Origin of the sequence: Yersinia entomophaga (genome assembly GCF_001656035.1) — a bacterium.
Lineage (GTDB): Bacteria > Pseudomonadota > Gammaproteobacteria > Enterobacterales > Enterobacteriaceae > Yersinia > Yersinia entomophaga.
The window spans coordinates 2,215,440-2,234,831 of sequence record NZ_CP010029.1 but is presented as its reverse complement, the minus strand read 5'-3'; the positions used below and the strand labels follow the sequence as shown (position 1 = coordinate 2,234,831).

The window sequence follows — 19,392 nt, the reverse complement described above, 5'->3', positions numbered from 1 at the left end:
CGGATAGAAACTAATAAGCCACTCGCAGAGAGTGGCTTATTATCACGGCGGATCAAACCGCACGAGTTGTACTTATTTGCCTAGAGCTTTCAGCACTTCGTCGGCAACCGCACCGCCAGAGGCTGGATTCTGACCGGTAATCACCCGACGATCAGCTACGGCGAAAGCGTCCCATGCTTTGTCTGCTTTTTGGTACTGAGCGCCGCGTTTAACCATTTCAGTTTCGGTCAAATACGGGACATATTTATCCAGCTCAGCCAGCTTTTCTTCTTCATTACTGAAGCCGGTGACGGTTTTATCTTTAATCAGCAGAGAACCGTCTGACAGTTTAATATTCAGCAGGCCAACGGCACCGTGACATACTGACGAGACAATGCCGCCATTTTCATATATTTTACGGCTGATCTCTTGCAGCGGCTTATTATCCGGGAAGTCCCACACGACGCCGTGGCCGCCGGCATAATAAATAACGTCATAATCTTCCGGTTTAATTTCTTCTGGCTTCAGCGTTGCGCCGAGCTTATTCATAAAGTCCTTGTTTTGATACCACTCCCAATCGGTTTTATCTGCCATGCTCAGGCTGTGGGGGTCAATTGGCGTGTAGCCGCCTTTGGGGCTGACATAGTCAATTTCATAGCCAGCATTCTGCAGTTTTTTCACAAAATGCACTGCTTCACCAAGCCACAGGCCGGTTGCGCGCTCAAGAGTAGGGTATTTCTCAACGCTGGTGACAACAACCAAGATTTTCTTTTTCATATTATCTCCCAAACACAGGGCTCCATTGCACAGGTTAATATCACGTATAAATATAGGACAAAAAATGGGAAAAAATCTGATTTAAGGGTGTTTGGCAGATGAGATATAAGCAAGATGTATTATTAAATGTAGGTATTTATATTAAAGCTTTCGTTTAGGTTATTATTTTTTATCATTGTGATAGCTTTTATCTCAGGAAGCCTATCCGTGTTAGGGAGAAATATAATGTTGTGGAAGTTGGGTATGGCTGCGATGTCGTTATGTGTTTTCCAGGCATCGGCCAGTGATTATGTATGCGAAAATCAGATGTTTGACAGCAAGGTTGAGCACCTTGAGATGACGAGGGACGCCAACCTGTTATCGCTACAGCGTCCGGGACACGAAATTTTCTATGCCAAGAAAGAAGACGGCAGCATTTATTACCATGTGTTGGGGAGCGGGCAGCCGGAGGCAATACAAGTTATTTCGGATAACGAACTCTGGTATTACGTCCAGGGCAAACTGTATGAGAAGTGCTACCGCGCAGAAGGTTCGTAACGAGAGATAGGCCTGCAAGACTAAATTGTAAAAACCAGAGATCGCCGGTTAAGCCGATAAAATAGGTAAATAGGTAAATAGGTAAATAGGTAAATAGGTAAATAGGTAAATAGGTAAATAGGTAAAGCCGGTTAATAGGTAAAGCACCAAACTGTCGTCGCGAACCGCAGATCTGGTGGCTGGCGGCACTTTGGGGGCATTAGCCCCAAAAACAAAAAAATCCCCTAAAACAAAAAAGCCACTCTCGAAGAAGTGGCTTAATATACTGATTTAACAGCTAAAATTTGGTGGCCCCTACTGGACTTGAACCAGTGACCAAGCGATTATGAGTTCCTACAGTAACAACCGAAAATCAATGGTTTGCGTTATTTATCATTGACATAGTTTGCATCTATTTGCCATTTATTACCGTTTGTTAGCCATATCTATCGCCACTATATCGCCACTGTATTCCTGAATAAACTCTTCAAGTTCCTTGTCTATGATCATATCACTTAACGTTTTAGGAACTATGCTGAAGGAGTTCCATAGGGACAAAAAATGAACCAAAGGGAAGTTAAACCTACGTATGTAGCATTCGAGCCAGAATCGTTCATTGTTAGTGATTATCCCTTTAAAGATACCCCTAGCTCTAGCTTTTAGATCTTCATCCACTATAAAATGGATTCTTAATAGTATCTCTTCTGTGATTGCAACTTCATTTTCGAAAAGAGAGAGTTCATCATTAGTGAACTTTTTTATACATTCTTTCCAAATATCATATTCATCTGCAGGGTGATTTTTTTCAAATTTTGAAACCATCTGCTTATTAAACCATTTAAATAAGTAAGTTCTGTCTATTATTAGAGGGTTTTTATCTAGGCAGTTGGATAATATCTCTGTAAGCTTGACTATCTCATTGATAAAATTATTGTTTCTTGCTTCCGCAATACTAATTTTATTAGATTGATTAATTTCTACAACGGTAAGGATTAATACGGCAATGCTAATTATTGTTGCTATTGGCCCATATACGCCTCCAACATACGTTCCAAATGCAGCCCATTTGTTGGGGTCAGTGGATAGTGAAGCATTGAATTTCGTAATATAGAGTATGAGAGGGATCGCCAAAATGAAGGTAGTAATTAGAGCTACCATTACAGAAAGAAATTTGTGCTCTTTGATAAATTGAATTATTTTTTCGAGTGTTGTCATTTTTTTACCAATGGATTTAATAGTTTAGCATCTTCAAGATGTTCAGGAGCGAAATGTGCATATCGCATAGTCATTTTTATGTCTGTATGACCAAGTATTCTTTGCAGTACTAATATATTGCCCCCATTCATCATAAAATGACTAGCGAAGGTGTGGCGCAAAACGTGGGTAAGTTGTCCTGCCGGTAATTCGATGTCTGTTCTTTCCAATGCAGACCGGAACGCACCATAACATTCACTAAACAACCGACCTTTTTTATCATCAGGCAGAGAGTCATAAAGCTCTTGGCTGATGGGAACGGTGCGGTTTTTTCTGCCTTTTGTGTTGGTGTAGGTGATTTTATATTTCGCGAGCTGGCTTTTTCTTAAACTCTCGGCCTCAGACCAGCGCGCGCCAGTCGCGAGGCATATTCTCACTACGGTTTCTAAATCTGGATGGTCATGCCGCTTGCACTCACCGAGCAGCAATGCAATCTGGTCTTGAGTTAGCCAGGCCATTTCCATTTCTTCGGTGCGGAAAGGTCGCATATTTTTCAAAGGGTTTTCACCTTTCCACTCACCGAGTCGATTAAGCTCGTTAAATACCGCTCGGAAATAAGCCAGCTCAAGATTTAGTGTACGGGGTGATACCACCTTTACCCTGTTTGAGCGGGCGTGCTCACCTTTTAATCTTTTCTCCCTGTAACGGGAAAACATTTGCGCATCGAAATCTCTCGCAAGAGGTTCGCCCATACAGTCAAAAGCGTGATGCATTGCTTGCTGGCGTCTGAGGCCATCTTTAAGTGTGATGCCGTGAGCGCTATACCATGCGTCAATCAGCTCTTTTAATGTGCGTCTTTCTTCTTTTTCTTCCTGCCACGGGTTTTGAACGGTGTATTGTTCAAACGCTAGTGCTTCACCTTTTGTGGCAAACTTCTTTCTGATGCGTTTGCCATTTGATCCGTTAGGATACAGTTCACATATCCAGCCGCCAGCAGGGTTCTTACGCACAGCCATTAGTTAACCTCGCTGTAAATACCCGTAACGCGCCCTATCAATTTGATCTCATCAATCCCGCATTCAAACGGCACTTTCCCCCCGGCAACATGTAATTTTTTGCCCGGTAGCTTTGTTAGTTCACGAATGCTAATAGACTCATCAATATCAACCAACCACAAACCGTCCGATAACGATGCTGCTTTATCGATAAAGTGAAGTTTTCCATCAGTGCGAACAGCAATTCCATCAGATAAAGGCTTCCCAAAAAGCTGAACATCAATACTCAGATAACCATCACTTTTGAGTATTTCTTCACATAATGTGAATTTTTCTATTCTCTTTGTATCCGATGATGAAGACTTACCTTCAAATTGTTGCCCTTCTCCGGTCAATAACCATCTAAGGCTTGCCCCCGTTTCAAGTGCGCAGTGTGCTGCAAAGTCGTAAGAGATAGCTCCACGGGTGTATCGATTAGACAGCGAACTAGACGCGATATCGAAGTGGTTAGCTAATTGAATTTTCTGAGAAAATCCATATGCCAAACAGACTCTATCCAATACATCTACGTTGCTCCATCCTAAAGAATCAATTCTCATTTTGACAAAACCTATTTACTATCTCCCAATATGGAGATATATTTTGGCTAAACCTACGTAATTGATGGCTGGTGTTGGCAAACAGAGGCGCATCACTTACAAACTTTGGCAAATAGGGAATCATGCACCATGGCTTCTGAAATCGCAATTATAAAAATTCCTGCTCCTGTAGTGAGCTTAGAAATGTTCGCAAAACTTGAGGGTGTTTCAAAACGTACCGCTTACCGTTGGACGACTGGCGATAACCCTCGCGTACCAATTGAAAAGCGAATGATTCGCAAGGGATGTAAGAGAGCAGGTGGCCCGATTCGTATTTACTATGCGCGTTGGAAAGAAGAACAACTTCGCAATGCATTCGGTCATGCTCGTTTTCAGCTCATCATTGATAATCTGTATTCACTTTAAGTGAATTTTAAGGATGTGACATGTTTGATTTTTCTGTTTCTAAACATCCGCACTTTGACAATGTATGCCGCCAGTTTCCGACACGTCACAATTTGACGCAGTTGGCGAAACAGTTGGATATGAATGCGCAAACGTTGCGGAACAAGCTGAACCCGGAACAGCCACACCATCTTACGGTTACTGAATTGCTTGCGATCACTGACGCAACAGAAGACGCCAGCTTGATTGATGCCATGTTGGCACAAATCAATTGCATGCCATCGGTGCCAGTCAATGAAGCCTGTCCCGGTAATATCCCAACTTATGCTCTACATGCTACCGCTGCCGTTGGCTTGATTGCCGCCGCTGCTGTTCAAGGCGATCATAAGACCGCTTCCCGTAAATCGTCACTGCTGGATACGGTCAATACAGCGATTCGCCATCTGTCATTAATTGGCCTGACGGTACAATGTCGTATTCAGTCAACCCCTGCGCTTGCTTCAACCGTTGATGTTATTAGCGGATTGAGTGCTGTCGCCGGTTTGAGTTGAGGTGTCTTTATGATTATTACTATTGCCCCATTGTTAAAACAGCAAAGCCCGGTAAACCTGCGCCATTTCGGTAACGGTGTGCTGGAGTTGAAGAGCGGCCAGCGCTGGAAGCCGGGAAGTAATCAAAAGGCGCTTTTACAAGAACTGTCCTCTGCAAAGAAGACACCAATATTACGCCGTCTGTTCGGGCGTTAATTGGGGGTTATATGTTGCAATTAACGGAATCTGAAAAGTTAAGAATGACGGGTATTACTCGTATTGCTGAATTAAAAGAAACACATTTCCGTAATAGAAAGAATATTGCTCAAGAGGCTTTTGATAAGTCGCCTGCGCATTTGCGTAAAACAATTTGCTTTCATGCTGGTTTAAAAAAACGACATGTGAATATGAAGTTTTCAGAATTGAGTCCAACAGAAAGAGAGAGTGTTGTTGAAGCATTAAATTATTTAATTGAGTTCACTCGTTCGTTACCGTCATTTATTAGTAATGATGACTGCGTACTGAATATTATTAATTAACCAAAATCGAAATATATGGCGTTTTACTCGCCGGGGTTTCCATTACCTAAAATAAGGTTATAGAAATGAAAAAGACAGATATATATACCGTTCTGGAAGAAATTGAGCGTGCTGGTGATGTTTTTTCGTATCTTAAGAGAACTACCTGCCCTATAGATAGGGAAGTGAATGAGGTTAAGTTAAGGGGGCATTTATCAAGTGCTATGACTGCAGCAAACCTAATTTATGTGAAGTCAAAAAATAACAATAAAATAACAGGGGGAAAAGAAAAGGAATGTACAGCATCACCTATAATTCATCAATTAGAAATTATGCCTGAGTATTATCAAGCTGTAATTGATGGGAGAAAAAAAGCTGAGTTACGGAAAAATGACCGATATTACTCTATTGGTGATTATTTGCTTTTGGCTGAGTGGGATTTTAAAAGAGATATATATACCGGGCGTAAAGTCGTGGTAGAAGTTACAGATATTACTCTATGTGATTTTGCTGCGCCTAATTTTGTCATGCTTTCATTTGATGGCATCGACTCTATCGATGTTTATTCTTTTGATGGAGATATCCCATTTTGAATAACACTCATCCAGCACAAAATATATGGGTGGGTGTAGACCCAGCCAAGCCGGGCAGTGAGAGTACAGTAACAATGACGACAGTTGAATCAGTGGAGCTAATGCTAAATGAAGCGCGCATGGATGAAAGAAAGAATCAGGCCGCGCTGGTTTCATTTCGTTTGGATGAGATTGCTAATCAAATTCTAAACCGAGAATTGAACGGTGTAGAGGCGGCGGAGCTGCTTAACCAAATCGCTGAACACATAATCACTCAGTCTTATGACCAGCACTAATAATATGCGCGGTCGCATTGCCCCAGCAGCGCCGTTGCCTTATCCGGGCAGCGGCGCTGCTGTTCCTGCCTATGCCTACCCCGGCAGCAAACCACGCCAAACCCTTGCACCAGCAAGACCGCTTACCCGTGAACAACTGATTCAGGGGCAAGCTGTTTTAGCCAATATCAATAATTTGCCTCACTTCCTGCGTATCCAGTTCATTTCTCGCTATGAATACCTGTTAGCCAATAAAGGGCTAAACGATGCTAATAAATGGCTGGTGTTTGTTTTTGACCAGCGTATCTGGCCGCGTATTCAGGTGGTCAATAGTAAAAATGTTATGCGCCTCAGTGCGTCAATGAGCTTTTCCACTGATGCACCAACCTATGCCAGCCTAGCGGGTATGCATGATAAAGAGCTGCGCCGCTTTGCCCGCAAAATAGGTGATGAGTTAATGGTGGCGTACAACCATCATTGTGATGAATGCATTAAGGCCAATCAGGGTGACAGGTCTGTTTTATTGCAGGCTGATACACAGGTACGGATATACGGCGATATTGCCAAAATGGCGCGCGCTTTTAATATCACGCCGATGCACTGGCGCAAATACCGGAAAGGCCGGTTAGATATCACGTCTGCTATCGCCAGTCTGTCACGACTGGTTAATCCCGAATGGTGGGAGCGGAAACTTAAAGCCCAACGTATGTGCTGGCGGGAAGCATTATTGATTGCTGTCGGTAATGTTAGCCGAGATATGTCGGCGTCGTCTTATGCCAGTAAGCAGGCCATCCGTGAGGTGTTCGCTCGTCGTCAGTCTAATTTGGAATATCTCAAAAGCTGCCAGTTAGAAAACATTGAAACCGGCGAGCGCATCGACCTGATTGATAAGGTGATGGCGAGTATTTCTAATCCAGAAATTCGCCGTATGGAGCTAATGAACACCATTGCTTTTACTGAAAAATATGCTGCCAATCAAAAGCACGTCGGCATGTTCCTGACCATCACCACCCCGTCAAAATATCACCCGACCCGCGTTATCGGTAAAGGGGATAACGAGAAAGTCCAGCTTAACCACAAGTGGGACGATGAGGCCTATTCCCCCAAAGACGGACAGCGTTATCTCTGCAACATTTGGAGCAAAATGCGTACCGCCTTTAAAGACAATAAATTAAGCGTCTACGGAATGCGGGTGGTTGAGCCGCACCACGACGGAACCCCGCACTGGCACATGATGCTGTTTTGTGAGCGTCGCCAGCGCCAACAGATTATCGACGTCATGCGCCGGTATGCGTTGAAAGAAGACAGTGACGAGCGCGGAGCCGCTAAATACCGCTTTGAATGCAAGCACATGAACAAAGGCGGGGCCGCTGGCTACATCGCTAAATACATTGCCAAAAATATCGACGGCTATGCGCTTGAGGGTGAACGTGACCATGAAACCGGCGAGCTTCTAACTGACTCCGCTGCGGCGGTGACAGCGTGGGCGGCAACGTGGCGTATCCCTCAATTCCGCCCGATTGGTCTGCCCTCCATGGGCGTTTATCGCGAGTGCCGCCGTATTCGTTCTATTAGTCTAGCCGAGACTTTCGACGAAACCGTTGAGGCTGTGCGCCATGCGGCTGACGAGGGTGATTTTGCTGCCTACATCACGGCGCAAGGTGGCACCAATTGCGGAAATCAGACTGTCCGTTTAGCCAAGCGCGTCGCCGATGAACTCAACGCCTATGACGAGGAAGTACAGAAAGTCGTCGGTATCTACGCGCCGCATTTAGGTGCTGACCGTGTTCATGAAACCCGCATAACCCAATGGCGCATCGTTTCGGGTGCCGTTGACGTTGAGCCTTTGACTTTAAAAAGCGCCTCTGGCGCGCCTCGGAGTCCTGTCAATAACTGTGGGTTAGGTGGAAACACCCAAGCGCCAAATGACCCCAACGGGCAGGCTAAAACGCCTGTGATGGCGATGGAATACCCACCGGATGCAGTTATTGACTTCACCGACACTGCCGCCGTGAGGGCGATTGTGGCGCGAATGAAAGAAAATCAGCCACGCATTAGCAAGATGCAACGCAGTTATAACCCCACCAAGGGCCGCCTTATTGCGCCATCGGCCCGTTTAACCCGCGAAGAACGCCAGCGCATTCCCAAAATCCGCTATGACCTGCAGCTAAAAGATATCAGCGTCCAACCATGGGAGCTGGAATCGTTAGCCCGTGGGGCAAAAATGACGTTCGGCGACATTGTTATTCAGTATCCGGCCCTGTCCGACTGGCCGGAATTCGATGATTAATCTACCTGTGAGGAAAACCATGACTAAAACCGCCGCAACTACCCGCAAACAGGCACAGCGCCAGCGTGATAAATCTGCCGGTATCAATGAGATCCGCGCCCGACTGGAGCCAGAAGAGTACGCGATGCTAATCGAGGGCATGGCCACACGGCGTCTGTTCCGGCCAGCCTACGATTTACCGGAATATATCGCGCTCCTGATTCGACAAGATAACCAGCGACTAAAAGAGCAACTGGCTGAACTGGATAAACAACGTTGTGGCAAATGTGGCGATACCTTGCCGGGTGATCCGAATGGGTGTTGTTTACGGGGTGAGGCGGCGTGTTGGCAGACCAAAGGTATCAACAGATTATTAATTAGTGCAGTTAAATCGTTGTGACGCGTCACACTGAAAATTAAATATGTAGCGTGACGCGCTGTGTTCGCTGTTTTTATGCATAAAAGGGTTGTTGTTCAACAGGATGCTTTTTAATCCAAGATTTTTTACTCAAGTAAAACCATATATTTATATAGAAGTTTTCTTAAAAAGTGCATAGTATACTGTATATAAACACAGTTATATGTGTGACGGAGGGATGAGGTGCCAGATTCATTAGAAGAAATAGTCTTACTCGAAAGAATCGATCTGATAGCGCGGCTTACTACTGGTAGTGAGAGTCAAAACCGTGATCGTGAGATTGCTTTGGTTTGGATTGCTGAACTTGTTAAAGAAGTGAGGGCAGAGGCTATACAAGTGAAAGATAAAAATACTGCATTTGTATGATTTCTGATGTGGTAGATGGCATAGGACAAAATTAGAACTGTCTACTGTTTAGTCAGAGATTTCTGGCAGTTGGTAAGTCCATTTTTATCTTTTAATGTAAAATTCCCAAAGTGGCTTCAACAAGATACCTAATGGTATCATTTTTCTTATGATTGGTTAAAATTAATGTAAATATGGTACTTGTTGGTATATCATTCATAATGTTTGGTACGTTTTTCTTTCGGAGTGGTACATGATAAACATCACTAAGGATGCGTTTGTTGAAGTGATGACGGATGCATTGCAGGGTAAACGCGACGATCTTGAGATGCGCTTACGGCTCATGATTCGAAAGCTAAAAAAAGACTCACCTGAGTTGGCATCAGAGCTAAATGATATTCTTATTAAAAATAGCATGCCGATGAATTTGGTGCGTGGTGGGAGCTTAAGTAAGTTACCAACTCCTGTAGATGCTGATACAAGACAAAAGCTATTGGTTGAAACTTACCCAGTACAACTAACTGTTAAGCCTCTATGGCCTGCGAATATTACGACTAGTTTGTTGCGCTTTATCACTGAGTGGGAGAAAAAAGATCAATTAATTGATAATGGGCTTTTGCCATCCCGTTCTCTTTTGATGGGTGGACCTCCGGGCGTTGGGAAGACTTTAGCCGCTAAATGGCTTGCAAACAAACTTGGTTTGCCATTACTAACATTAGACTTAGCAAGTGTGATGAGTAGTTTTCTAGGGAAAACAGGGAATAATATCAGAGCTGTTTTAGAATATGCTCGTTCATTCCCATGTGTTTTATTGCTTGATGAATTTGATTCTATTGCAAAAAAACGTGATGATTCCTCTGATGTCGGTGAATTAAAAAGATTAGTTACTGTTTTACTCCAAGCTATTGATGAGTGGCCTCATACATCTATTTTAGTTGCAGCAACGAATCATGGTGAATTATTAGACCCGGCTGTCTGGCGTAGATTTGATAGAGTTATAAACTTTGAATATCCAACAGAAGAGTTAATTCACGAGTTTTTAGTAAAAAATGATATACCAACTGCTATAGCTGAAAAAATTAGTGGTGAGTTAAAAGGGCGCTCTTTCGCAGTGATAGAACGCTCCCTAAAACAAGCAAAACGTAATGCAATCTTAGAAAATATCCCTGTGAATAAAGCAATATTTGAGGAGTTGTTTGACGGCGAGTCTCTAGATGAGTTTATTTTACTTATGCATAAAAAGGGAATGTCTCAGCGACAAATATCCGCTGAACTATCAATTTCACGGCCAATCATTAGAAAGATTATTCAGAATTAAGGATTAAGAAATGAATAACAAAAACTTGCTCTTGGGGTATGGTGAGACACTAACTGGTGATGTGCATATTAAAAGCGGTAACGGCCCTAAAAATAAACCTTATACATATGAGGAGAATAGGCCATTTATAATGCAGAATTTGAGGTCTCTAGTAGATTTCGTAAACAACATGCCCGAAGCTACAAAACCAAATGGTGAAGCTGTTGCGAAAATAACTTTGCATCCCGCTTTTCTTGCAAAGTCATATTTTCCTGTAAAAATACTTAAGCAGTTTTCACTGAGAAGTATTGGTAGTAAATCAGTGACTATATCACCACGAAAACAAGTTAAAAATAAGAACAAAGAAGAATATAACACTGCTTGTATATATGTTGCCGGTACGACGAAGTCATTTTCTGATTTTTATAATTCTCTTGATAGAGGGACTTTAAATAAAGGGCAGAAAGATGAAGTAATATCTTTAGAGGAGATAAAAATATTTGATGCTAATGACAAGATTAAAAACATCGACCAATCTGCTCAGGAAAGGGCTATTGAAGTAGCGTTGCATACCCCGGCTGAAGAGGATGATATTCTCAATTCATTTATCCGATATGCATCACTTTGTGGTGCTACGGTTAAAGAAGATAAAGTTATTTCAATTAAGGGGCTTACTTTTCTACCAATCTTAGCTAACTCTAAAATTGCTAGAGAGGTTGCAGAGTTTTCATTTTTAAGAACAATTAGAGATTTACCGGGACTTAGAATTAACAATCCCGTATTTACTAGAACAACTGTTCTGAATAGTCAATTAGAACTTCCTGATGATAATGCAATTAATAATGATATTAAAGTTGCTATTTTCGATGGTGGTATAGGATGTTCAGATTTTGACAGGTGGGTTTCAGAGCATACGTTTACAGCGGAACAAAAAACCAGTGGAAGTCTATTAAGCCATGGACAAGATGTTACTTCTACTATTCTTTTTGGGGCTGTAGCTGATGGCCAAAACCAATTGCCTATACCATATTCAAAAATCGATCATTATAGAGTATTAGATAATTCTATCAATGGACAAGATAGTGATCTTTTCGATGTCTTATTGAGAATAAAAAAAGTATTAGACTCCAATGACTACCAATATATAAATCTCAGCCTTGGCCCTAGGCTACCTGTCGACGATGATGATGTTCATGTATGGACTTCCACATTAGAGCAGTATTTTGCCACAGGAAAAACTCTTTGTACTGTTGCAGTTGGAAATGATGGAGAGAAAACAGGTGGATTAAATAGAATTCAACCTCCATCAGATCTTGTAAATGCTTTAGCTGTCGGTGCTGCAACTTCACTTTCGGATAATTGGGAGAGAAGTAGCTATAGTTGTATTGGTCCCGGTCGTAGTCCCGGTTATGTGAAGCCAGATGGTGTTGCTTTTGGAGGTTCAGCGGAAGAGCCTTTTACGCTATATAGCCCTTTCACTAACGGTTTAGTGAAAACAGCAGGAACAAGTTTTGCTTCGCCCCTCGTTCTACGTCAGGCGATTGGTCTATCTGCAAGTTTACAATATGATATTACTCCTTTAACTGCGAAAGCATTACTTATTCATCACTCACGAAATAATGGTTATAATAGAAGTGAAGTAGGTTGGGGTAAATTCCCCCATGATATCAGAGATATTATTTACTGTGGTGATGATGAGGTTAAGGTTATTTATCAAGGCGAATTAAAACCGTCACAGCACCTTAGAGCATCAATTCCTTTTCCTGATATTCCAGTCAGTGGAGATGTAACTTTAAAAGCTACATTTTGTTTTACTACGCCGGTTGATGCTGAGCATCCAATTAATTATACCCGTAGTGGGCTAGTTGTTACCTTTAGAAAAAATCAAAATAATCAGGGAGGGACTTTCCCTCTGTTCAATTTAAAAAGTATCTATGCCGATGAACAAGAGCAAAGAGGAGATGCCCATAAATGGGAAACTACTTTGCATAGTGAAAAAACCTTTAAGAAAGATATCATTAATGACCCTTGTTTTGATGTTATCTATTATGGGCGAGAAGGGGGAATGCCAACAGCGGTTGAAGATTTACCTAATTTACCTTATGTGTTGATTGTAACTTTAAAAGCTCATGATACACCTGAGCTTTATAACAACATTCGCCAACGCTACCAAACTTTACAACCAATCCAGATACAGCAACAAATTCGCTTGCAATCCTAGTATTGATTGGGCCACTTTGAGTGGCCCACTGTTCAAGAAGATTTGTGCATGACTCTGCATTATTTTGCATTATGATCCTCTTCCTCCTTTTTCCTGTCTCTGCCAGTCCCAGTGCTGTTCTCAATGCCTCATGCAAGTGCATGAAAAGCGACCTGTAAAGCGCGCAGGCGTGGCGGGGATAGCATTGCGCGCAAAGGGTTTTGATACCCTTATTTATAGGTCTTGGGCGGGCCGTGGTGCTGCGTTCGGTTGGGTTGGGAATCAATGCGTGTTCATGGGTTACGAGGGCGTGACGGGCGTCTGGTGGTGTATGGCGCGAGGTGTTGGGATTGCTACTTTTCGGGCATGAAAAAGCCGCCCGGTTCGGCGGCTATGATATTCAAAAATATCAATTAACTATTTGCAAACTTGAAACGCTGCCAGCTTTTTTTCATCTGTATACAGTGCAGCGATAAAGCCGTCTGTAACCAGTGAGTTGATAACGCCAAGCGCGCCAGTCATGTATTTGCCTTCAGACATACCACACATCACCTCAGAGTCATGGGCTAACGTCGCGTTACACTCTATTCGATGCGATACCAGCGCAGTAATACAATCCGGGTCAAGTGACAACGCTTGATTAAGAATATCAACAGCCCGTTGCACTGTGATTTTCTGGTTAGTTTGAGTTTCCATAATTATTACTCGTTTCGTTTCGCATTTTTGGGGTGGCTGAGGCGGTGGCGCGGGCCTCTTCACAATATCGCCGGGGTTATATGGCGGTGGTGTTGGCGCTTTACGTCCCATATTAATCCTCGCTTATCAGTTCATAAGGCTTGAACCGGATCACCTCTTCCCCTATCCAGTCATTCACCTCTTTCAATCGTTCTTGCAACGGCGTTAACTCGTTACGGACAAACACTTGTGAGGCTTTCGCCACGTCACCGAAACCGCCGGTATTGTTGGGAATAATCCCCATCATCTGCGGTGGCACCCGGTGCACACTGAGCAGGTCGTCGCGAGTGGCGTTCTTGATATTAAAAAAGTCATCTTTGGTGGCGACTTCGCTCAACGGTAAAATCTGGATACCGTCTTTTTTGCCATTAGGCGCGTACATAAACAGGTTGCGGAAATTGCCTAGCCCTTTGGTGTCGCGCATCGCTTTACGCATTGCCTCAATATCGCTGCTACTTTGCGCCGCATCAGTCATATACAGGATGTATCCCGCGTGAGCGCCGTTCTGGTAATACTTGCGGCGAAACAGCGTGGCGGCTTCATTGAGCCAAGCCGAATTTAAGCCACTGAGGTATTCCGGCAAACCGTAAAGCTCCTGATTGATATCCGGTTCTATCAGGTGAAAAACGCTCCCGGCGGCGAACAGGTGTTCATCTTTCCAGTTCTGGACAAACCAATAGCAATCTTTTTCTAATCCACGGCGGGTGTACTTGGCCGGACTGGGGTCGAGGCGCAGTGGTGCGCCCAGTTGGTTACGGCGCACCTCTAAAAACGCATTGCCAAACACCAGATAATCCAGTGCATAGCGGCTAAATGCCTGCTGACTGAGCATTGCATGAGGGGTAAATGTGCTTGCCAGTATGTTGCGTTTCACATACAGCGGTGAGCTGTGATGCACCGCCGCCCGGAAGCTGCGCGCCAACCCGTCAAAGCTGATAGGTGGGTCATACCATTTACCGTTACTGGTGCATTCGATGTAATCCAGTATTTCCCGCTTGTCGAGCACGGCGGAGGGTTCGCCAAAGGTGAACGCCTCCACCGGCTGCTGTTGGCTGGCGGTGTGATTGGTGACAGGTCGGCTTAATGCCTTGCGGCCTTTGCGCTTACTCATCCGTAAAACTCCAAGAAGTTAGGGCTGTGACCGCCATATGTCGCGGTAAGGGGTTCATTTAACAGGGCGTGCATAATCGCCCACGCCACATCGGCGTGGCTGGCTTCTTCGCTGCGGCTGGCAACATAAGTCGAACTTTTGCCGCTGGCGGTCATGGTTTTGCGAATGGCCATAAATGACTGGGTGATATCGGTGTGGCCGGTGTCATATTCCAGACGGCCGTTATTAATGGTGTGCTTGGCTTTCAGCACCATGGCGGTTTTGATTTCAGGGGTATATTTGATTTCCCTTGCGGCCGGGAAGAACTGGCGCACCAACTGGAAAACGCCTTGACCGACGGTAGTCGCATCAATACCGATGTACTCCACACAATACTTATGCGTCAACTCTTCGATATGCTTGGCCTGCGCCTCAAAATCCATCCCTTTCCACTGGTGGCGTTCCAACACGCGGAACTTGCCGCCCGGCACCATTGGCGGCGCAATCACCGCACACCCGGCACTGTCACCGCCGTTGGCCTCTGACGGGTCGTAACCAATCCACACCGGGCGATGCCCAAACGGCCGCAACGAATACGGGTTGTAGTCTTCCCACTCTTCCAGACTGTCCACCATGCAAGCCTGCAACTCGGCGAACGGGAACACCGACGCTTGATCGTCCACAAACTCGCACATCAGCAGGTTTTGATATTCTGACGGGCCGTATTCCAGTGAGAGCTGGTTAAGGTCAAACAGGTTACAACCGCCCGCCAGAGCATCTTCAACCGTGACAATCTGCCGCCACTGACCATCAGCACACAACGCACCACGGGCCAAATGGCTGTGGCTTAAATCCAGTTGGATATGGTCGGATTTATTGCGGCGGCCTTTATTGAACAACTCACCAGACCAGAACGGATAGGCGCTGTGGGCCAGACTCGACGGTGTGGAGAAATAGGTGGTACGCCATTTTTTGTGCAATGACATGCCGCTGGCGACTTTGCGCAGTTCCTGAAATTTGGGGATCCAAAAATACTCATCAAGATAGAGATTGCCGGTGTAGCTCTGCGCGGTGCGCACGTTAGTGCCGAGGAAGAACAGGCGCGCCCCGTTCGGCAGCACCATCGGGTCGCCTTTCAGGTCAACGTCAACCATGCGGGCAAAGTCGATAATGTAGCTTTTGAACACATGCGCCTGTGCCTTACTGGCGGATAGGAATATCTGGTTACGTCCTGTCGTGATGGCATCCAGCAGCGCTTCGCGGGCAAAGAAGAAGGTTGCCCCAATCTGGCGCGATTTCAGAATATTGCGGATGCGGTGAGTGAGTCCGGCCTCAAACCAGTTGCGCTGATAATCAAAGATATTTTCGTGAAAAATTGACTCCAGCTTTTCAATAGCGGATTCACCGAACAGGTTTTTATCCGGGGTTTTGCGCTCCCCTTTGTTGCGGTTCGCTACGTTCGGATTTAAATCAGCTTCGCTGCCGGTCTGGCTGTAGCGGTTAACCCGCGCCAGCCGTTCAATCTGGCGGCCTAACAGGTCAATCTCTTTAAAGTCCCGCCCCTCTTTGGCGTCTTTCATGATGAGCTGAATCAACCGCGCTTCCATGCTGGTTTCCACGCGGGAAATGGGCGCAATGGCGTCCCACCCGTCGCGCTTCTTCCAGCTCTGCACAGTCGGCGATTTCAGGGCCAGCGTGTCCGCAATCTGGCGCACAGAAAAGCCCTGCCAGTAAAGCAAGGCCGCCTGTCGCCGTGGGTCGCTGATGATGGTGCTCGGTATCGTATTCATGCCATTAGGCTACGCGACCAGCCCGACCCTCTGCGCGTCCTCGCTGTTGTGCCAGCCCCGTCACAACGGGCTTTCGTTGTTGCCGCCTCCCTCAGTCTGGAAACTAAGCCCCGTACCAAACAACCCACATTAAATGGAGCCGCTCATGGCTAAGAAAGTCTCTAAGTATTTTCGTATCGGCGTTGAAGGTGATACCTGCGACGGACGAGTGATTGACGCTGACGATATCAACCAGATGGCCGAGTCATTTGATCCACGCGTCTACGGTTGCCGTATCAATTTGGAGCATTTGAAAAGTTATTTCCCTGACAGCCCCTTCCGCCGTTATGGCGATGTATCAGCACTTAAAGCAGAAACCATTGAAGACGATTCCATCCTGAACGGTAAGCGTGCGTTGTTCGCCCAAATCAGCCCAACCGATGATTTGGTGCAGATGAACAAAGCCCTACAGAAAATCTATACCTCCATGGAAATTCGCCCGAACTTTGCTAATACCGGTAAAGCCTATCTGGTCGGGCTGGCCGTGACCGATGACCCCGCCAGCCTCGGTACTGAAATGCTGGAATTCAGCGCCAAAGCCAAACACAACCCACTGGCCGCCCGTAAGTCTCACCCAGATAACTTTTTCTCTGCGGCAGTTGAAGTGCAATTGGAGTTTGAAGACGTGGCCGAGCCGGGTGTCACCTTACTCAGCATGGTGAAGTCAGTATTCAGTCGTAAACAGGCAACCGATGATGCCCGTTTTAATGATGTGCATGAGGCGGTGAATGCCGTGGCAGTGCATGTGCAGGAACAGGGGGAAACCATTGAAGCCCGCTTTGCCGCCATTGAGAAACAACTGACTGACAACGTGGTGGAGCTGAAAAAGAGCATCGAAAAGGGAAAACAAGGGGTTACGTCCCTCGAAAACAAACTGTCTATCACTGAAAACTTTAACCAGACCAAGCGCCCGGAATCCACTGGTGTCAGTGGTCAAGCCGACGTGCTGACTGACTGCTAATCAGGGCCACAGGCCGCCCATTGTGCGGTCACGTTGTTATTTCACCATTACATTATTTAACTGAATCAGGATTATTATGCGCCCAGCAACCCGTTTTAAATTTAATGCCTATCTGACCCGTCAAGCCGAACTGAACGGGGTCGCAACCGGCGATTTGAATAAAAAATTCAACGTTGAACCCTCCGTCACGCAAACCATCATGACCCGCGTTCAAGAGTCCTCAGAGTTTCTGAGCCGCATCAATATTGTGCCCGTCGCCGAGCTGACCGCTGAAAAAGTGGGCCTGAGTGTTACCGGGTCAATTGCCAGCAATACTGATACTGACGGTGGCGATGAGCGCGAAACCGCTGAGTTTGCAGGGCTGGACAGTGAGAAGTATTTCTGTGAGCAGGTGAACTACGATTTCCACATTCGCTATAACACCCTCGACCTGTGGGCGCGTTATCAGGACTTCCAGACCCGCTTGCGCGACGCGATTATCAAGCGTCAGGCACTTGACCGTATCATGGCGGGCTTCAATGGCACCCACCGTGCCAAGACCTCAAACCGTGCACTCAACCCGATGTTGCAGGATATTGCGCCGGGCTGGTTGCAAAAATACCGCACCAATGCCCCAACCCGCGTAATGAGTAAAATCATCGGTGACGATGGCGCGGTAGTGTCGGAAAAAATTCGTGTCGGCCATGGCGGTGATTACGTCAATCTGGACGCGCTGGTGATGGACGCCACGAATAACATGATTGCGGAATGGCATCAGGAAGACCCTGAACTGGTGGTTATCACTGGCCGTCAGTTGATGCAGGATAAGTATTTCCCCATCGTCAATAAAGAGCAGGAAAACAGCGAAACCCTCGCCGCTGACCTGATTATCAGCCAGAAGCGGATCGGCAATTTACCGGCTATCCGTGTGCCATTCTTCCCGGCTAACGCATTCATGATCACCCGCCTCGATAACCTGTCTATTTACTGGCTGGAAGACTCGCACCGCCGCCATATCGATGAGAACGCCAAGCGTGACCGCATCGAAAACTATGAATCCATTAAACAGGATTATGTGGTGGAGGATTACGCCTGCGGCTGTCTGGTGGAAAATATCGAGATTTTATCGCCGCCGAAAAAAGAAGACACCGAAGCAGCGGACAAATCCAACTTTGATCGTCTTGCTGATGCACTGGTTGAAGCGGTGAAAACAGCCTCCGCACCTACCGTTACCGACGAGGGTAAATAAGCCATGACCAGTCCTGCGCGCCGCCACTTTATCCAACAGTCGGCTATTGCCGCCTCACAGCTACGGGATAACCCGTTACGTCATGCCACCGGCTACGAGCTGATGTTGCTCAAGCTCAATGAAGATAAACGCAAGCTGAAACAGGTGCGTTCAAACGAGCGTAAAGCCGAGCTGAAGCGGCAGTTATTGCCGGACTATCTGCCGTGGGTGTCGGGTGTATTGAGTGAGGGGAAAGGCGCGCAGGACGCCATTTTAATGACCATCATGATTTGGCGTCTGGATGCCGGGGATATCCCCGGCGCACTGGATATCGCCCGTTATGCTCTGCGTTATCAGTTAGTGCCAACAGACCGTTTTACTCGTTCTACCGCTTACCTGATTGCCGAGGAAGTGGCCGAGTCTGCCGGGCGAGCCTATGCCACCGGTAAGCCGGTTGATGTTGACCATCTGCTGCAAACCATTGAGCTGATGGAAGACGAAGACATGCCCGACCAGGTGCGGGCAAAACTGCACAAAATGACCGGTTATGTACTGCGTGACAGTGACCGGGGCGAACTGGCCCTGAGCCACCTTCACCGCGCACTCCAACTGCATACCGGTTGTGGCGTCAAGAAAGACATTGAGCGACTGGCCGTGAAGTTAAAGAACGCCGCCAGCCGCTAAACCGAACGCTCCCCGAGC

At 46.0% G+C, this 19,392-nt stretch carries 22 protein-coding genes; 15 read left to right on the top strand and 7 right to left on the bottom strand.

From position 1 onward, the window contains the following. Positions 1 to 72 precede the first annotated feature (72 nt). Positions 73 to 756, bottom strand: a complete 684-nt coding sequence (locus tag PL78_RS10235; RefSeq protein ID WP_064515266.1) for a type 1 glutamine amidotransferase domain-containing protein — start codon at positions 754 to 756, stop codon at positions 73 to 75. 225 nt (positions 757 to 981) lie between these two features. Between PL78_RS10235 and PL78_RS10230 the strand changes: the two genes are divergently transcribed. Further along, positions 982 to 1,293, top strand: a complete 312-nt coding sequence (locus tag PL78_RS10230) for a hypothetical protein (RefSeq protein ID WP_064515264.1) — start codon at positions 982 to 984, stop codon at positions 1,291 to 1,293. A 405-nt stretch (positions 1,294 to 1,698) separates the two neighbouring features. Here the strand turns inward: PL78_RS10230 and PL78_RS10225 are convergent, their stop codons facing one another. The 3 genes from PL78_RS10225 to PL78_RS10215 are packed head-to-tail and all read right to left on the bottom strand — an operon-like array spanning position 1,699 to position 4,060. Further along, complete coding sequence (locus PL78_RS10225; RefSeq protein WP_064515263.1) at positions 1,699 to 2,487, bottom strand: hypothetical protein; 789 nt, start codon at positions 2,485 to 2,487, stop codon at positions 1,699 to 1,701. After that, a complete protein-coding gene (locus PL78_RS10220) occupies positions 2,484 to 3,482 on the bottom strand; it encodes a phage integrase (protein ID WP_064515261.1) in 999 nt (332 codons plus the stop codon). The genes PL78_RS10225 and PL78_RS10220 overlap by 4 nt, the downstream gene beginning before the upstream one ends. Beyond that, the gene (locus PL78_RS10215) at positions 3,482 to 4,060 is read right to left on the bottom strand and encodes a phage repressor protein CI (RefSeq protein ID WP_064515259.1); all 579 of its coding nucleotides are present in this window, start codon (positions 4,058 to 4,060) and stop codon (positions 3,482 to 3,484) included. Before PL78_RS10215 ends, PL78_RS10220 begins: the two co-directional genes overlap by 1 nt. Before the next feature lie 129 nt (positions 4,061 to 4,189). Between PL78_RS10215 and PL78_RS10210 the strand changes: the two genes are divergently transcribed. From PL78_RS10210 to PL78_RS10160, 11 genes are all read left to right on the top strand, one after another. After that, positions 4,190 to 4,465, top strand: a complete 276-nt coding sequence (locus tag PL78_RS10210; RefSeq protein WP_064515257.1) for a hypothetical protein — start codon at positions 4,190 to 4,192, stop codon at positions 4,463 to 4,465. Between the two features lie 20 nt (positions 4,466 to 4,485). Further along, complete coding sequence (locus tag PL78_RS10205; RefSeq protein WP_064515254.1) at positions 4,486 to 4,995, top strand: phage regulatory CII family protein; 510 nt, start codon at positions 4,486 to 4,488, stop codon at positions 4,993 to 4,995. Between the two features lie 9 nt (positions 4,996 to 5,004). Then, on the top strand, positions 5,005 to 5,190 hold the full coding sequence (locus PL78_RS10200; RefSeq protein WP_064515252.1) for a phage filamentation protein Fil family protein: 186 nt from the start codon (positions 5,005 to 5,007) through the stop codon (positions 5,188 to 5,190). A gap of 11 nt (positions 5,191 to 5,201) precedes the next feature. Then, positions 5,202 to 5,513 (top strand): hypothetical protein, encoded by a 312-nt coding sequence (locus PL78_RS10195; RefSeq protein ID WP_064515250.1) that lies wholly within the window; start codon positions 5,202 to 5,204, stop codon positions 5,511 to 5,513. Positions 5,514 to 5,578: 65 nt separating this feature from the next. Continuing rightward, entirely contained in the window at positions 5,579 to 6,085 is a 507-nt protein-coding gene (locus PL78_RS19975; RefSeq protein WP_084414323.1) for a DUF3850 domain-containing protein, read from the top strand. Continuing rightward, positions 6,082 to 6,360, top strand: a complete 279-nt coding sequence (locus PL78_RS10185; RefSeq protein WP_084414322.1) for a DUF2732 family protein — start codon at positions 6,082 to 6,084, stop codon at positions 6,358 to 6,360. The genes PL78_RS19975 and PL78_RS10185 overlap by 4 nt, the downstream gene beginning before the upstream one ends. Further along, a complete protein-coding gene (locus PL78_RS10180) occupies positions 6,347 to 8,629 on the top strand; it encodes a replication endonuclease (protein ID WP_064515248.1) in 2,283 nt (760 codons plus the stop codon). Before PL78_RS10185 ends, PL78_RS10180 begins: the two co-directional genes overlap by 14 nt. A gap of 19 nt (positions 8,630 to 8,648) precedes the next feature. Beyond that, a complete protein-coding gene (locus PL78_RS10175; RefSeq protein WP_064515246.1) occupies positions 8,649 to 9,008 on the top strand; it encodes a hypothetical protein in 360 nt (119 codons plus the stop codon). A 201-nt stretch (positions 9,009 to 9,209) separates the two neighbouring features. Next, positions 9,210 to 9,392, top strand: coding sequence for a hypothetical protein (locus PL78_RS10170; RefSeq protein WP_064515244.1), 183 nt, complete (start codon positions 9,210 to 9,212; stop codon positions 9,390 to 9,392). A 232-nt stretch (positions 9,393 to 9,624) separates the two neighbouring features. Then, entirely contained in the window at positions 9,625 to 10,689 is a 1,065-nt protein-coding gene (locus PL78_RS10165) for an AAA family ATPase (RefSeq protein ID WP_064515242.1), read from the top strand. Between the two features lie 10 nt (positions 10,690 to 10,699). Then, entirely contained in the window at positions 10,700 to 12,889 is a 2,190-nt protein-coding gene (locus PL78_RS10160) for a S8 family peptidase (RefSeq protein ID WP_064515240.1), read from the top strand. A gap of 396 nt (positions 12,890 to 13,285) precedes the next feature. On the opposite strand, the gene PL78_RS10155 is transcribed toward PL78_RS10160, so the two are convergent. The 3 genes from PL78_RS10155 to PL78_RS10145 form a co-directional block, all read right to left on the bottom strand. Continuing rightward, positions 13,286 to 13,564: a hypothetical protein gene (locus tag PL78_RS10155; RefSeq protein WP_064518380.1), complete on the bottom strand. Its 279-nt coding sequence runs from the start codon at positions 13,562 to 13,564 to the stop codon at positions 13,286 to 13,288. A 112-nt stretch (positions 13,565 to 13,676) separates the two neighbouring features. Beyond that, entirely contained in the window at positions 13,677 to 14,714 is a 1,038-nt protein-coding gene (locus tag PL78_RS10150; protein ID WP_050133832.1) for a phage portal protein, read from the bottom strand. Continuing rightward, positions 14,711 to 16,483: a terminase ATPase subunit family protein gene (locus tag PL78_RS10145; RefSeq protein ID WP_064515236.1), complete on the bottom strand. Its 1,773-nt coding sequence runs from the start codon at positions 16,481 to 16,483 to the stop codon at positions 14,711 to 14,713. The genes PL78_RS10150 and PL78_RS10145 overlap by 4 nt, the downstream gene beginning before the upstream one ends. A gap of 145 nt (positions 16,484 to 16,628) precedes the next feature. Here PL78_RS10145 and PL78_RS10140 point away from each other — a divergent pair, with 145 nt between their 5' ends. The 3 genes from PL78_RS10140 (at position 16,629) to PL78_RS10130 (ending at position 19,374) form a co-directional block, all read left to right on the top strand. Then, complete coding sequence (locus PL78_RS10140) at positions 16,629 to 17,483, top strand: GPO family capsid scaffolding protein (RefSeq protein WP_064515235.1); 855 nt, start codon at positions 16,629 to 16,631, stop codon at positions 17,481 to 17,483. A gap of 76 nt (positions 17,484 to 17,559) precedes the next feature. Next, the gene (locus PL78_RS10135; RefSeq protein ID WP_064515233.1) at positions 17,560 to 18,711 is read left to right on the top strand and encodes a phage major capsid protein, P2 family; all 1,152 of its coding nucleotides are present in this window, start codon (positions 17,560 to 17,562) and stop codon (positions 18,709 to 18,711) included. 3 nt (positions 18,712 to 18,714) lie between these two features. Next, positions 18,715 to 19,374, top strand: coding sequence for a phage terminase small subunit (locus PL78_RS10130; protein ID WP_050312850.1), 660 nt, complete (start codon positions 18,715 to 18,717; stop codon positions 19,372 to 19,374). Positions 19,375 to 19,392 lie beyond the last annotated feature (18 nt).